Source organism: Pedococcus sp. P2_F6, assembly GCF_056403675.1.
On sequence record NZ_JBFUEZ010000007.1, the window covers coordinates 103,949 to 118,084 of the forward strand.

A 14,136-nucleotide genomic window follows, 5' to 3' on the forward strand; every position below is an offset into this window, starting at 1 on the left:
CCCTAGCCGTCGCTGGCGTCGGTCGCTGCCGCGGCCTCGCGCGCAGCCAGGGCGGCCGCGTAGTCAGGCAGCTCCTGGAGCGCGAAGTGGTTGCCGTCAGGGTCCTCGAAGTGGGTGAACCGACCCCACGGGAGGTCCTCGACCTCGGTCACCTCGACGCCGCGGCCCTTGAGCTCGGCATAGGCCGCATCGGCGTCGGCGACCACGACCTGGAGGTACTGCTTCATCCCCTCGCCCAGCATCTGCATGCCCTTGACGAAGCAGAACGAGCAGGCCGACCCGGGAGGCGTGATCTGGACGAAGCGCAGGCCGGCCTCTTCCACGACCTGGTCCTGGTCCGCCGGCCACCCGACGACGTCCTCGTAGAACGCCTTGGTGCGGTCGATGTCCGTGACGGAGATGGGGATGAGCTCGATCTTGTAGTCCATGGCCGGTCCTCTCGTCGCAACCTCTCTCCCGGAGGTTCTACCACCAGCCTAGGAAGGCTTCCGGTCACCTTCTGTCCGGAATCAGGCTCGGTCCGGAATCACGACCTGTCCGCTTTGGACAGGGCTTCTCGCCACGAGGTCGGCCACGGCTGGGCCGAGTCCGCGCCCGTGGGGACGTGGACGGTGACGTACCGCCCGTGGGCCGCCCTCGTCCGGGGGCGACCCTCGAACGGCTCGCCCCACACCTCGTAGGCGAAGGTCATCGAGCTGGTGCCGATGCGTTCGACCGCCACGGTGGCCGTGACCTCCTGGCCGAACCAGAGCCGCGCCTCGTAGTCGACCTCGTGGCGCACCCGAGGGGCGACACCGAAGTAGCCGGCCACGGCGCGCTCGCGCATCAGCTCAGCCTCCGCCGACTCGACCCACCGGGTGATGGCCGTGTTGTGGTGGTGGCCGGCCGCGTCGGTGTCCATCCACTCGACCCTCGCGCGATGGATGCCGACCGGATCTTCGAGGGTCACCGAGCCACCGCGACCTGCGAGCCCACCGAGGCGGCCTCGGGCGTCCAGCGCAGGTGGGTCGGCAGCTCGTCGCTCTCGGTCTCCTTGATCAGCGAGAGCCGGGGCCGGACCGCATCGGTCCGAGCCGTCGGCGGCTTGCGGCGGCCCGCCGCGAAGGGCAACGGCCACTCGGCGGCCGGACCGCGGAACTCCTGCTCCGCCGCCGCGTGCAGCGTCCACTGCGGGTCGTAGAGGTGCGTCCGCCCCAGCGCACACAGGTCGGCCCGGCCGGCGAGGAGGATCGAGTTGACGTCATCGTGCGACGAGATGGCGCCCACGGCGATCACGGCCACGCCTGCTGCCGCGGCCACCTCGTGACGGATCCGGTCGGCGAAAGGAGTCTGGTACGACCGCCCGAACGCCGGCTTCTCTTCCTTGGCGATCTGCCCCGACGACACGTCGATGCCGTCGGCACCGTGGGCGATGAAGGCCCGGGCCATAGCGACCGCGTCGTGCTCGTCGTTGCCGTCCGGCATCCAGTCGGTCGCCGAGATGCGGACCGTCAGGGGCCGCTCAGCCGGCCACGCGGCCCGCACCGCGTCGAAGACCTCGAGCGGGAACCGCAGCCGGTTCTCGATCGAGCCGCCGTACTCGTCGGTGCGCTGGTTGGAGATCGGCGAGAGGAACGAGGACAACAGGTAGCCGTGGGCGCAGTGCAGCTCCAGCAGGTCGAAGCCCGCGTCCGCCCCACGCCGCGCGGCGGCCACGAACTCGTCGCGGATCGCATCCATGTCACTGCGGGTCACCTCGCGAGGCAGGTGGCACCCGTCGCCGTAGGCCAGGGCCGAGGGGCCGGTGACCTCCCAGTTGTCCGTGTCGAGCGGTTCGTCCATGCCCTCCCACATGAGCTTGGTCGACCCCTTGCGTCCGGAGTGGCCGAGCTGGAGGCCAATGGCAGCAGTGGAGTTCGCGTGGACGAAGTCGACGACCTTGACCCAGGAGTCGCGCTGCTCGTCGGTCCAGAGCCCGGTGCAGCCGGGGGTGATCCGACCCTCCGGCGAGACGCAGACCATCTCGGTCATCACGAGCCCCGCCCCACCGAGTGCTTTCGACCCCAGGTGGACGAGGTGGAAGTCGCCGGGCACACCGTCGACCGCGGAGTACATGTCCATCGGCGAGACGATGATGCGGTTCTTGAGCTGGAGGTTGCCGACGTGCATCGGCTGGAACATCGCCGGCACCACCTCGGCTGCGCCCTGGGCGGCGGCGAACGCCTCGTCCACCCGGGTCGCGAACTCCTCGTCGCGGGTGCGCAGTCCGTCGTAGGTGATGCGCCGCGAACGGGTCAGCAGGTTGAAGCAGAACTGGGTGGGGTCCTGGTCCTCGTACAGCCCGATGTTCTCGAACCACTCCAGCGAGGCCTGCGCCGCGCGCTGCGTCGACTCCACGACCGGTCGCCGTTCCGTCTCGTATGCCGTGAGCGCGGCATCGAGGGCATCGTGCTCGTGCAGGCAGGCGGCCAGGGCCAACGCATCCTCCATGGCCAGCTTGGTGCCGGAGCCGATGGAGAAGTGCGCGGTGTGCGCCGCGTCGCCGAGCAGGACGACGTTGTCGTCGTGCCAGTGCTCGTTGCGAACGGTCGTGAAGCTGAGCCACTTCGAGTTGTTGGACAGGACCTCGTGGCCGCCCAGCTCGTCGGCGAAGACCTCGGCCACCCGGGCGATCGACTCCTCGTCGGAGACCCCCGGAGGGAATTCGGTCCCCTCGCTGGCATCCAGACCGGCCGCCCGCCAGACGTCCTCGTGCATCTCGATGATGAACGTCGAACCCTTGTCGGAGTATGGGTACCCGTGGATCTGCATCGTCCCCCACTGCGTCTGCTTGACGTAGAACTGGAACGCCTCGAAGACCAGGTCGGTCCCCAGCCACATGAACTTGTTGTGCCGCCGGTCGAGGCTGGGACGGAACACGTCGGCATACCGCTGCCGCACCGCGGAGTTGACGCCGTCGGCCGCCAGGACCAGGTCGTGCGTGGCCCGGAGCTCCTCGACATCCGGCGCCACGGTCGAGAACCGCACGTCGACCCCTAGCTCGGCACACCGCTCCTGCAGCAGCGAGAGCAGCTCCTTGCGACTCATGGCCGCGAAGCCCTGGCCGCCGACGGTGTGCCGCTGGCCGCGGAAGTGGATGTCGATGTCGGTCCAGCGGGCGAAGCGGTCGGCCATCTGCTCGGCGATCCGCTCGTCGGCGTTCCCGATGCCACCGAGGGTCTCGTCGGAGAAGACCACTCCGAACCCGAACGTGTCGGAGGCGGCGTTGCGCTCCCACACGGTGACCTCGTGGGCGGGGTCGAGCTGCTTCATGAGGGCGGCGAAGTAGAGCCCGCCCGGCCCACCCCCGATGACGGCGATCTTCACGACTGCCCCTCCTGAGCGATCTGGTCCCTCAATCTGAAGTGCTGCAGCTTGCCGCTGGGGTTGCGCGGCAGGACGTCGACGAAGCGGACGTCGCGGGGGTACTTGTAGGGGGCGATGTGGGCCTTCACGAAGTCTTGGAGCTCGCGCGCCTTCGCCTCGTCGCCCACCACGCCGGCGCGCAGGACCACGAAGGCGCAGACGATCGACCCGCGCTCCGCGTCCGGCCTGCCGACGACAGCGCACTCGGCCACGTCGGGGTGCTGGTCGATCGCGGCCTCGACCTCCGGCCCGCCGATGTTGTAGCCGGACGACACGATCATGTTGTCGGAGCGTGCCTGGTAGTAGAAGTAGCCGTCGGCGTCGCGGACGAAGGTGTCGCCGGTGATGTTCCACCCGTTCAGCACGTAGGCGTGCTGGCGTTCGTCGTTGAGGTAGCGACACCCCGTGGGTCCGATGATCGCGAGCCGACCGGGCACGTCCGGACCGACCTCCTGACCATCGGCGTCGAGGATCGTCGCCCGGAACCCGGGCACCGCCTTGCCGGTCGCGCCGCGGCGGATGTCGTCCCCCCTCGCCGAGACGAAGACGTGCAGCAGCTCGGTCGACCCGATGCCGTCGATGATGCGCAGGCCGGTCTGGTCGAGGACGGCCTGCCAGGTCTCGGGGTTGAGGTGCTCGCCGGCCGACACCGCGGTGCGGACGCCCGCCAGCAGCCCGACGTGACCGTCGACGACGATCGCCCGGTATGCGGTTGGGGCGGTGAACAGCGTCGTCACCTCGTGGTCGTGGACCAGCTGGGCGAGCTCTGCGGGCGTTGCCTTCTCGGTGAGCAGGGAGCTCGCGCCGGACCGGATGGGGAAGACCACGAGTGCGCCGAGACCGAAGGTGAAGGCCAGCGGCGCCGTGCAGGCGACCACGTCGTCGGAGGTCAGCTGCACGAGGTGCTTGCCGAAGGTCTCGGCGATGGACGCGATGTCGCGGTGGAAGTGCATCGTCAGCTTGGGGACCCCGGTGGTGCCGGAGGTCGGACCCAGCAGGGCCACGTCGTCGGCAGCCGTTGGCACCGCTACGAATTCGCCGGACTTCGTGGCGCACCGAGCCACGAGGTCGTCCGACCCCGAGCCCCCGAACTCCACCACCGCGAGGTCGGGCGCGGCGCTGTCGCGCACGGCATACACGTCCTCCGCGAAGCGGTGGTCGACCAGGGCGATGGTCGGCTTGGAGGCGGCAACGATGGGGGTGATCTCGACTGCCCGCAGGGCAGCCATGGTGGTGACGACGACGGCACCCGCCTTGAGGGCACCGAACCAGCAGGCCACCACCCACGGCGTGTTCGGCGCGCGGAGCAGGACGCGGTTGCCGGGAACCAGGCCCAGGTCGTCGGTGAGCACCTGCGCGACCTGGTTGGCCCGCTGCTGGAGCTCGCCATAGGTCCACGTCGTCCCGCCGGGCGTGTGCAACGCCGGGCGGTCGGCACCGACCCGGTCGGCCGTGTCGTCGAGCAACCAGGTCGCGGCGTTGAGCCGGTCGGGGTACTGCAGCTCGGGAAGGGTGAACTCGATGGTCGGCCACAGCTCGCGCGGCGGCAACGAGTCGCGGGCGAAGGTGTCCTCATGGGCCGAGGGGCTGAGCTCCATCATCGTGCCTTTCCCAGTCGTGCGCTCCGACATCACTGACCTGCGCGGATCATGCCCTCTTGGGCGACGGTGGCGACGTGGTCGCCGGATCGGGTGTAGAACCGGCCCAGACCGAGGCCGCGGCCCCCGTGGGCACTGGCCGCCTCCTGGGCGTAGAGCAGCCAGTCGTCCATCGCGAACGGCCGGTGGAACCACATCGCATGGTCGAGGCTGGCGGTGACCAGACCCTTTTGCGCCCAAGGCATTCCGAGCACCCTCAGCACGGGCTCGAGGATCGTGTAGTCGCACGCATAGCCGAGCGCCGCCTGGGCCAGCTGGACGTCGTCGATGCCCTCGACCGGGCGCAGCGCGTCGAACGGCTTGACCCACACCGCCTGGTGCGGGGCCCGCTCCCCCTCGACCTGCACGTAGACCGGTCCGGGGACGTGGCGCATGTCGAACGAGCGCCCGCCCGACCAGTAGCCGCGCGAGTCCGCGGTCATCGTCCCGGCCGCCTCACTCCCCGGCTCGAACCCCTCGAGGTATGCCGCGGAGCTGGGCAGCGCCTCGGGCGCCGGGACCGCGGTCGGCGCCTCCGCGGCATACTCCCCGCCGTCCTCGGGCACGTGGAAGGAGGCCATGGCGACGTAGACGACCTTGCCCCCCTGGAAGGCGCGGACCTGGCGGGTGGAGTAGCCCCGGCCATCACGCAGCCGCTCGACCTCGTAACGCACCTGCGCGCCGATGTCGACGGGGCGCATGAAGTAGCTGTGCATCGAGTGCAGCCCGCGGTCGGTCTCGACCGACCGGATCGCGGCGACCGTCGCCTGGGCGACCATGTCGCCGCCGTACGCCTTCGGCCACGGGCAGTACTGCGTCGTGGCGGTGTAGGCCTCGTCGAAGACCTCGGCATCGACCTGGGTGAGGGCGAGCGCATCGGTCAGCACCCGCGAGGTGGGGGTCACGAGCTCACTCATGCGCGGCGGAAGCCCTCGAGGATGGAGTCGTCGACGTCGGCGAGGTTGACGACGATGTTGTCGGGAGTCCGGGTGGTCAGCCAGACCAGGTCGTGCCTGGTCGACATGTTGCACTCGACGTGGTGCATGAACGGCGGCACGAACACGAAGTCCCCCTCGGTCATGTCGACGTACTCGCGGAAGTCCTCGCCGTAGTAGATGCGGCCGTGTCCCTGCAGCACGTAGCCACCGGTCTCGGCCTCGCCGTGGTGGTGGTTCACGGAGCGGTAGCCGGGCTTGTTGAAGACCTTGCCGTACCAGAGTCGCTGCGCCGGTGTGTGCTGGATGCTGACACCGGACACGCGGTAGGCGCCGCCGGAGTCGGCAGTCGACGCGTCCTCGGAACCCGCCTTGGTGACGATGGGGATGACGCGACCATCGGGCTGGGCCCACGGCGACGGGTCTCCTTCGAGCACGTAGTCGTCAAAGTTCATCGGCGTCTCTCCTTGATCGGTGTCGGGTTAGTCGAATCGTGCTGTCCAGGAAGCCGATTCCCTCGATTTGCGTGCGCACGACGTCGCCGTCGGCGAGGAACCGTGGTGGCTTCATGCCCATGCCCACGCCTCCGGGCGTGCCCGTGAGCACGAGGTCACCGGGCCGCAGGAGCGTGAACTCGGAGATGTAGGCGAGGAGCGCCGCTGCACCGAACACCAGGGTCTTGGTGTTGCCGCGCTGGACGGTCTCGCCGTTGACCAGGCAGGTGACCTCGAGGCCGGCCTCGGGGTCGACCTCGTCCGGGGTCACCACGACGGGGCCGACCGGTGTCGTCGCGTCCCAGGCCTTGCCCTGGAACCACTGCAGCGTGCGTCGCTGCCAGTCACGGACCGAGATGTCGTTGGCCACGGTGTAACCGGCGATCGCTCCTCGGGCCTGATCCTCGGTGGCGTGGCGTAAGGGTTGGCCGACGACGACGGCGAGCTCGGCCTCCCAGTCGAGGTCCACCTCCGCAGGAGCGTGGATCACGTCGGTGGGACCGACCAGGGTGTCGGCGTACTTGGCGAACAGCGTCGGGAAGTCCGGCAGCTCGCGGCCCATCTCGGTGATGTGGTCGCCATAGTTGAGCCCGCAGCAGATGACCTTGGCGGGGCTGGGCAGCGGAGTGAGCAGCGGAGTGAGCAGCACGGCGTCAGGCCCACCGACGACCATGGCGGCCGGGCACGCGGCCACCTCGCGCCAGTCCGGTCGGGCCAGGAGCTCGGAGAGGTCGGCGGCAGGCATCGCGAGCCAGTCGCCGCACGAGGGCGACGTGTCGTGGGAAACGGCGGCACACGTCGCACCGTCCGGCGTCGCCACCGTGGCCAGTCGCATCCTCGCGCCCTTCCGTCCGCTGTATAGCGACAATTTCACGATCGTCACGTATAGTCAATAGTCGCAGGCGTCGAACTGCCCACGCCCAGGAACCACCCGAGGAGCGCCATGACCCCCGTCGCCATCAACCCGGCCGCGCTGCCCGCTCCGAGCGGCTACTCGCACGGCACGCTCAGCGGCAACACGCTGTACCTGGGCGGCCAGACGGCGCTCGACGCGGACATGCAGATCGTCGAGGGCGGCATCGTCGAGCAGTTCCGCCAGGCGTTCGGGAACGTGCTGACCACCCTCCGCGAGGCGGGCGGCCTCCCGGAGGACCTCGTCAGCCTGACGATCTACCTCACCGACATCCCCGACTACCAGGCGCACGGCCGCGAGATCGGCCGCGCCTGGCGCGAGCTGGCCGGCCTCGTCTACCCGGCGATGGCCGGCATCGGCTGCACCGCCCTGTGGCAGCCGGAGGCGCTCATCGAGATCCTCGGCGTCGCGGTCATCCCCGACGACCGGCTGCGCCGCCCTCAGGCCTAGCTGCCGATGACCGACTCTGCGTAGCGACGCGCTGGGCCGGCCAGCCGCTGGTGCAGGTCCGAGAAGAGCCGCTCCGCTGCGATCCCCTGCCAGTCCGGTGGCAGGAACTCCACCGGGAGGCCGGGGTCGAGGTAGGGCAGCCGGCGCCACGCGGTCAGCAGCAGCACGTCGTCGGCAAAGGCGCGCGCGTCGTCATCCGGCCCTGACCCGTGGGGACCCGACCCGTCCGCAGCGGTGCCCCACCGCTCGCGGACCGGTTCGAACTGGGCCCGGAACCCGGCATACAAGGCACCCAGCGCGTCGAGGTCCCACCACTCGGCGACGCGCCGCGCGACCTGGTCGTCGAGCAGGTCGGCCGCGAAGAACTCCACGAACTCCAGCAACCCCTCGCGCTCGAGCTCGCGGCGCAGGTGGGCGTGGACGAACTCGGGGGCGATCCACAGTCCAGCGGCCACCGTGCCGAACCCACGCCCCGCGAGCACCCGGCGCAGCTGGTGGCGCAGGTTCCGCTGCGACTCCGGCACCGAGAACGCGGCCAGCAGCCAGCGGTCGCCGGGCTGGGCGCGCCGCGGCGCGAAGATGCGTTCGTCACCCTCCTCGAAGACGTCCTCGAGCTGCGGATCCAGCCGGTATGCCGCGCTGCCAGCTTTGCGGGTCGGCAACAGGACGCCGCGCTTCTTCAAGCGGGACAACGCCGATCGCGTAGCGGCCTCGTCGACGTCGAGGGTGGCGAGGAGCTTGATGAGCTCGGCCACAGCCAGGGAGTCGTGCTCACCCCGGGCGTGGAGAGCGCAGATCGTGACGATCAGCTGCTGGAGCTGCCGACCGGTGCCGGCCTGGGGCTCACCCGCATGCGACGCACCCGTCGGGGCTTCGCCCTGGACTGCGGTGTCGGACGGACGAGGCACCCCGCCAGCCTAGTCAGCCCGGGCGGCGCGGCCTTGGACGTCGAGGTGACTCGTGGGGAGCTGGGTCTCGGGACACCGCGCGTGCAGCTCGTCGATGATCTCCTGCTCGCGAGCCAGGGCCGCGAGCAGGTCCGTGGGCTGCACCGTCCCGGCCGGACCCGCGAAGCCCCCGGGGCCGCGGGTGGCGTCCTCCAGCTCGGCGAGCTCGGTGAGGAGCTCACGCACGGACGCGGAATGGACGGGCGTCGTGGCCCGATCACCCACGCGGACGGACTCGATCGGCTCGCTCACCTGCAGCCTCCTGGGCGCTGACGACTGGTGCCCCGGCTGCTTGAAGCCTTGCGATCATCATCCGGTTTGTGGCGTTCTGTCAACGGTTGGCGCAACGGCTGGGCCTCCGGCGTCACATTCGGACCGTCCAGAATGTCTATCCCGTAGTCCTGTCGGCAGGGCGCGGCGACCATCACCCCTGCCGACAGGACCACGAGGGCCTGACCCGCGCGGGTTCAGCCCGGGCGGCGTCACGGTTCGACCGGGTATGCGTCGTATGGGTGGTGCGCTGTGCTGTCGGTGGGGCGGTCGGAGGGTGAAGGTGAGTTCGCGGCGATGACGGCGTTGAGGCCGGTGACGGTGGCCCAGCTGCGCGCGTCGATGGGCGTTCCCACCCTCGTCGCGGCATACCGACAACGCGTGCTGAACGTTGCCGCGCCGGGCGCGTGCCACCCGTGGACCGGTGCGGTCTCCGGACGTGGGCACGGACAGTTCTGGATCGCACACGACCGCATGGTGATCGCTCACCGCTTCGGTTTCGCCCTGGCATTCGGCGTGGATGCCCTCGTGGCGGCCCAGGTGCTGACGCACGCGTGCCGGAACCCTCTCTGTCAGAACATGGCCAACATCGGGCCGGCGCTGTCCCCGACACGGGGCCTGGATACCGACCAGATGGGCCTCGGACTCTCTGCGTAATCGTGGACCCCGCCAGGTGGTCTTAAGGGTGACGGTCCACCCACCCCCCCCAGGGGTGCTCCTGAGAAGCGAAACATCAACGAGCACAATGCTTTTCGAGAACCGTCGGCGGCGCCCTCAAACCCCTTCCGACGGGCCTGAGGAGGGTCGGCGGCTGCGGGACCGTCGTCTCGGAGCACCAGCCCCGAGGCCACTCTGTCATGGAGGTAGGCGCTCGCATGATCGCTACACACCTGTCCAGGAACTGTCGCATCCGGTCACCACGACGGACCCCGCGCGACCCGGCTGACCATCACCCTTCCACCGCATGCCGGACCGAGCGGCATCTGCGCGGATCCACTGAGCCGCCGGTCTCGTGCCGCCGGACCCACCACCGCAAGGCCCCCTGCCCCGCCGTCGCGCGGGTGCTCCCGGTGCCCGCTCGGACCCGGCGCATCATCGCGTCCGTCTCGTTGGTGGCCGGCCTGCTGGCGCCCGCGACCCCCGCCGCGGGCCAAGCCTCCGCTGGCACCACTTCCGCGACGAGTCGCACGTTCCCGGTCGGCACGAAGGTTGTCGACTACTGCGGCAACGGATCCGTGGCCGTGAGGAGCAAGGCGATCGCCAGGGTCGTCATCGTGGTCCACGGGACCTCCGGCAACTACTGCGACTACGCGCGCTACGCGATGGAGTCCGCCTCCGACGCCGGGGTTCTCGGTTCGACCCTCGTGGTTGCCCCTCACTTTCCGACCTACGCGGAGACGGACGACGAGAGTCGGCTGATCTGGGGGTCAGGATGGCGCGAGGGAAACACCAGCAACAACGAGGACGGCACCAGGGTCTCGAGCTTCGAGGCACTGGACCAGCTGACCGCCGCCGTCCGGAAGACCTTCGGGAGCAGCGTTCCCATCCGCATCATCGGGCATTCTGCCGGTGGCCAGTTCGTCCAGCGCTACGCCGAAGGCAGTGACGCGCCCATCGACCGGTTCGTCCCTGCGAACCCGTCGAGCTACGGGTACCTCACCGCCCAGAGGTGGGCTGGCGGGACCGTCCTCGCCCCGGCGGCCGGGTGTTCCGGCTACAACACCTGGAAGTACGGCCTGGACGGGCTGAACGGCTACATGCGGTCCGCCGGGGACGTGCGCGCGCGCTATGCCGGGCACCGCGTCGCCCTCCTCCTCGGCGGTGCGGACGTGTTGCGGGACTCGGAACTGGACGTCAGCTGCGAGGCGGACGCCCAGGGCAGGAACCGGCTGGAACGTGGTCAGGTGTTCTTCAACCACCTGCGCGACCAGCTCGGGCAGCTCCCCGCTGGTCACTCCCTCTCGGTCGTGCCCGGAGTGGGGCACGACGGACGATCGATGATCCGCTCCGCCCCGGCACGAGCCCTGCTCTTCCGCTGACGTGTCGCCGGGCCCGTGCCCCCAGTGGGGCACGGGTCCGGCGACACGTGTCCGGCGACACGACTTCCCTCGCGCGACGTCTCTGTAGGCGGACCGCTGTCACCCCGACCGAGTAGGGGCGGCCGGGGTGGCAGCCTCCTGACACACGCCTCCCGCTAGTGGCGGGCGTCACGTATCCGCCGCTGCCCGCTCGCGTCATCCTTTCGCCACACCCCGGTCCTTTCTGATGATGGCATCGCCCGGCCAGTCCAGGGGGGACGACGACGATGCCGCTCTAGGGGAGGCGTTCGCGCATGGTGGTAACAGGCACAAACCGGTGGCAGCGAGTGGTGGGGACAGTGGGAGCGTGTGTCCTGCTGGGGCTGACCGCCCTACTGATCATGGCTCCGCCGTCCCGGGCCGACGACATCCCGGGAGCGATCACCTCGATCTCGACCCGGGCCACCCACGTCGACGAGGGCGACGAAGTCACCTTCGCCTGCACGTGGGCGGTCCCTGACGGATCAGACCCGGGCGACACGTTCGACCTCACCCTGCCCGACCAGCTCAACTGGTTCGGGGCGAAGAGCTTCAACCTCTTCGCCCCGGACGGCTCGGTCGTCGCCACCGCGACCGTCGACGACGCCGACCACGTCGTCTTCACCCTGGCTGACTACGTCGCCTCGCATCCCACCGACATCCACGGGACCTGCACGTTCGTCACCCTCTACAGTGCTGCCGGCACTGGCGGGGAGGTGGATCTCGAGTTCCAGACGGGGTCCGACGTCGTCAGGGTTCCCGTCGGTACCGACCAGCCCTGCACCGCGAGCTGCGTGGGCTCTCGGGACGATGCCGGCAAGGACATGTGGTGGCTCGACTCCGGGCAGACGAAGACGCGATCAGTCGTCTGGACCCCGGCAACGACCGCTGACACCACCACCGTGACCATCACTGACACGCCCGGGCCGGGACTGAGCCTCGACTGCGCCTCCGTGACTGCCCACATCGGAGGACGACTCGGGTCCGAGGGCAGGCTGGCCGAGCCCTACGACGACGCCACCGTCCCGGCTGCGGTCTCCTGCGCCCCGGACCGCCTTGTCGTGACGTGGTCGGCTGTGCCCGCCGGCGAGTATGCAGAGGTGCGGGTCAACGCCACCGTCACCGATCCGGGACGGTCCGTGTACTCGAACGACGCAACGGTGAAGTTCGACGGCACGGTCCTGCCCGTCGAGTCAGTCGTGAAGCGCACGGACGCCTCGGGAACGGGCTCAGGCGGTACGCCATCCCCGACCACGACGACACCGCCGACGAGCACCACGTCCACCACGACCGCACCGCCGACGAGCACCACGTCCACCACGTCCACCACCAGCACGACGGCACCGCCGACGAGCTCGACCTCCAGCACCAGCACCACGACCACGCCGCCGGCCTCCACGCCCACCTCGACGGTCAGCACGGGAGGCACGGGAGGCGGAGGGGAGGAGAACGGGACGATCGGCGGAGGGCTTCCCTTTGTCGTCACCACCAGCGGGGCTCTCGAGGTGAGCGAAGGCGCCCTGGCGTTCACGGGGGTCAACGTCATGGCCGCGGTGGCTGGCGCGCTGGTCCTGCTCATCGCGGGGACGGGCCTGATGACGGCGGGCCGGCGCTCACGCTAGGAGTGAGACGACGTGAGCGGGGGGCGGATCGGGTCCTAGACCCGATCCGCGCCTGCCCTCGTTCAACTGATGGCAAGGCAGGGCGTCGGGGGGACCGCGTCCACGGAGCGACGCCCGTCGCAGGGATTTCTTTGGAGGGTGGGGGCATGTCTCGACAAGACGTGTGGGTCCGGCCGTTGGAAGGGGGGACCAACCAGCGAGCCAGGCAGAGCTTCGCAACGCGCCGGGTGCCGCGCTCGGCCATGAAGACCCTCGTCGGAGGCGCGATCCGTCCGCGGTCCGGTGATGTCGTGCTGGCTCACGTCGAGCGCCTGGGGCAGCACCGGCGGATCGAACAGCCCGATGGCCGGCGCAGCGCGCTGCACGTCGGGGACACGGTGGTCGTCGCCTACGCCGACCGCTACGCCACGGACCAGTTCGAGTCCCACGTACCGTCCTCCCTGGGCCGTGTCCAGCTGGTGGCCTCCGGGGGGATCGCGTCCCAATCGATTTCCCACAGCAGGGCCGTCCGGCGTGCCACGGACATCATTCCGCTGGGCCTGGTCGGCGACGAGTACGGCAGGCCGCTGAACGTCTGGGACTTCCGACTTCCCGACGTGGTTCCGCCCCCTGTGCGGCCGAGGACGGTTGCCGTTCTCGGGACGTCGATGAACGCCGGCAAGACCACGACCATGCACTACCTCCTTCACGGGCTGAGCAAGGTCGGCATGTTGCCCGGGTCGGTCAAGGTCACCGGCACCGGCTCGGGGAACGACTTCTGGGTGATGCTGGATGCAGGCGCTCACCGGATGTTCGACTTCACGGACGCGGGTCTGGCCTCGACCTTCCGGCAGCCGATCCCCGTCCTCGAATCGGCGATGACCCAGCTGGTGTCCCAGCTGTCCCTTGCCGGATGCGGCGTCAACTTCGTGGAGATCGCTGACGGGGTGTTCCAGCAGGAGAACAGGATGCTGCTGACCTCGCCGGTCGTCCACGAGCTGCTCGACGTCGTGGTCCTCGCGGCCTCCGACGCGATGGGCGCCGCGCACGGCGTCAGCCACCTGCGGGAGCGAGGCTTCGAGGTCGCTGCGGTGTCGGGCATGCTGACGCGCTCCCCGCTCGCGATCCGAGAGGCCCAGGAGGCGACCGGCCTTCCCGTGTGGGGGATCCCCGAGCTCCAGACTCCCGAGCTGGTCATCCCCGCGCTCGGCCTGGACCCACGTCTGGCTCGTGAACCGGACCCCACGCTGGATGCCGCCTGGCCCGTCGAGCTCGCCGGGCTCGACCTGACGATGCAGATGGACCCGTCCCCCGTCGAGTCGGCCACCTCACCGTCCTCCGTGGCCGGCTTCCAGTCGAGCGACGCCCTACGGGGAGAAGCGTTCGCCACCGGTCGCCTGATCCCGCAGGCGGGCTGACCTCGTGGATGGGCGACTTCCTCCGGGAGA

14 protein-coding genes are annotated in these 14,136 nt (G+C 69.8%); 5 read left to right on the plus strand and 9 right to left on the minus strand.

Going from position 1 to position 14,136, the window contains the following annotated elements; all coding sequences use genetic code 11:
• Positions 1-2 precede the first annotated feature (2 nt).
• From AC1DWP_RS17960 to AC1DWP_RS17990, 7 genes are all read right to left on the minus strand, one after another.
• Positions 3-428 carry a VOC family protein gene (locus AC1DWP_RS17960; protein WP_477615855.1) on the minus strand — a complete coding sequence of 142 codons (426 nt, stop codon included), beginning with the start codon at positions 426-428 and terminating at the stop codon, positions 3-5.
• A gap of 98 nt (positions 429-526) precedes the next feature.
• Entirely contained in the window at positions 527-901 is a 375-nt protein-coding gene (locus AC1DWP_RS17965; protein WP_477615856.1) for an acyl-CoA thioesterase, read from the minus strand.
• A gap of 44 nt (positions 902-945) precedes the next feature.
• Positions 946-3,345, minus strand: a complete 2,400-nt coding sequence (locus AC1DWP_RS17970) for a bifunctional salicylyl-CoA 5-hydroxylase/oxidoreductase (RefSeq protein WP_477615857.1) — start codon at positions 3,343-3,345, stop codon at positions 946-948.
• Positions 3,342-4,982 (minus strand): AMP-binding protein, encoded by a 1,641-nt coding sequence (locus AC1DWP_RS17975; RefSeq protein WP_477615858.1) that lies wholly within the window; start codon positions 4,980-4,982, stop codon positions 3,342-3,344. Before AC1DWP_RS17975 ends, AC1DWP_RS17970 begins: the two co-directional genes overlap by 4 nt.
• Positions 4,983-5,014: 32 nt before the next feature.
• A complete protein-coding gene (locus tag AC1DWP_RS17980) occupies positions 5,015-5,938 on the minus strand; it encodes an acyl-CoA thioesterase (RefSeq protein ID WP_477615859.1) in 924 nt (307 codons plus the stop codon).
• Positions 5,935-6,411, minus strand: a complete 477-nt coding sequence (locus tag AC1DWP_RS17985) for a cupin domain-containing protein (RefSeq protein WP_477615860.1) — start codon at positions 6,409-6,411, stop codon at positions 5,935-5,937. Before AC1DWP_RS17985 ends, AC1DWP_RS17980 begins: the two co-directional genes overlap by 4 nt.
• On the minus strand, positions 6,401-7,285 hold the full coding sequence (locus AC1DWP_RS17990) for a fumarylacetoacetate hydrolase family protein (RefSeq protein WP_477615861.1): 885 nt from the start codon (positions 7,283-7,285) through the stop codon (positions 6,401-6,403). Before AC1DWP_RS17990 ends, AC1DWP_RS17985 begins: the two co-directional genes overlap by 11 nt.
• Positions 7,286-7,393: 108 nt before the next feature.
• Here AC1DWP_RS17990 and AC1DWP_RS17995 point away from each other — a divergent pair, with 108 nt between their 5' ends.
• A complete protein-coding gene (locus AC1DWP_RS17995; protein ID WP_477615862.1) occupies positions 7,394-7,813 on the plus strand; it encodes a RidA family protein in 420 nt (139 codons plus the stop codon).
• On the opposite strand, the gene AC1DWP_RS18000 is transcribed toward AC1DWP_RS17995, so the two are convergent.
• Together AC1DWP_RS18000 and AC1DWP_RS18005 are read right to left on the minus strand one after the other, a co-directional pair.
• Positions 7,810-8,721: a PaaX family transcriptional regulator gene (locus AC1DWP_RS18000; protein ID WP_477615863.1), complete on the minus strand. Its 912-nt coding sequence runs from the start codon at positions 8,719-8,721 to the stop codon at positions 7,810-7,812. The genes AC1DWP_RS17995 and AC1DWP_RS18000 overlap by 4 nt on opposite strands.
• A gap of 9 nt (positions 8,722-8,730) precedes the next feature.
• Positions 8,731-9,012 (minus strand): hypothetical protein, encoded by a 282-nt coding sequence (locus AC1DWP_RS18005; RefSeq protein WP_477615864.1) that lies wholly within the window; start codon positions 9,010-9,012, stop codon positions 8,731-8,733.
• A gap of 339 nt (positions 9,013-9,351) precedes the next feature.
• Here AC1DWP_RS18005 and AC1DWP_RS18010 point away from each other — a divergent pair, with 339 nt between their 5' ends.
• From AC1DWP_RS18010 to AC1DWP_RS18025, 4 genes are all read left to right on the plus strand, one after another.
• Complete coding sequence (locus AC1DWP_RS18010) at positions 9,352-9,687, plus strand: hypothetical protein (RefSeq protein ID WP_477615865.1); 336 nt, start codon at positions 9,352-9,354, stop codon at positions 9,685-9,687.
• A gap of 413 nt (positions 9,688-10,100) precedes the next feature.
• Positions 10,101-11,069 (plus strand): alpha/beta fold hydrolase, encoded by a 969-nt coding sequence (locus tag AC1DWP_RS18015; protein WP_477615866.1) that lies wholly within the window; start codon positions 10,101-10,103, stop codon positions 11,067-11,069.
• A 380-nt stretch (positions 11,070-11,449) separates the two neighbouring features.
• Positions 11,450-12,709, plus strand: a complete 1,260-nt coding sequence (locus AC1DWP_RS18020) for an Ig-like domain-containing protein (protein ID WP_477615867.1) — start codon at positions 11,450-11,452, stop codon at positions 12,707-12,709.
• A gap of 146 nt (positions 12,710-12,855) precedes the next feature.
• On the plus strand, positions 12,856-14,106 hold the full coding sequence (locus AC1DWP_RS18025) for a DUF1611 domain-containing protein (protein WP_477615868.1): 1,251 nt from the start codon (positions 12,856-12,858) through the stop codon (positions 14,104-14,106).
• The last annotated feature ends 30 nt before the right edge of the window (positions 14,107-14,136 follow it).

What these genes read in the sequence shown, in the direction of transcription:
- AC1DWP_RS17960 (WP_477615855.1), bottom strand. Translation starts at nt 428, where the DNA reads ATGGACTACAAGATCGAGCTCATCCCCATCTCCGTCACGGACATCGAC.
- AC1DWP_RS17965 (WP_477615856.1), bottom strand. Translation starts at nt 901, where the DNA reads ATGGACACCGACGCGGCCGGCCACCACCACAACACGGCCATCACCCGG.
- AC1DWP_RS17975 (WP_477615858.1), bottom strand. Translation starts at nt 4,982, where the DNA reads ATGGAGCTCAGCCCCTCGGCCCATGAGGACACCTTCGCCCGCGACTCG.
- AC1DWP_RS17980 (WP_477615859.1), bottom strand. Translation starts at nt 5,938, where the DNA reads ATGAGTGAGCTCGTGACCCCCACCTCGCGGGTGCTGACCGATGCGCTC.
- AC1DWP_RS17985 (WP_477615860.1), bottom strand. Translation starts at nt 6,411, where the DNA reads ATGAACTTTGACGACTACGTGCTCGAAGGAGACCCGTCGCCGTGGGCC.
- AC1DWP_RS17990 (WP_477615861.1), bottom strand. Translation starts at nt 7,285, where the DNA reads ATGCGACTGGCCACGGTGGCGACGCCGGACGGTGCGACGTGTGCCGCC.
- AC1DWP_RS17995 (WP_477615862.1), top strand. Translation starts at nt 7,394, where the DNA reads ATGACCCCCGTCGCCATCAACCCGGCCGCGCTGCCCGCTCCGAGCGGC.
- AC1DWP_RS18020 (WP_477615867.1), top strand. Translation starts at nt 11,450, where the DNA reads ATGGCTCCGCCGTCCCGGGCCGACGACATCCCGGGAGCGATCACCTCG.
- AC1DWP_RS18025 (WP_477615868.1), top strand. Translation starts at nt 12,856, where the DNA reads ATGTCTCGACAAGACGTGTGGGTCCGGCCGTTGGAAGGGGGGACCAAC.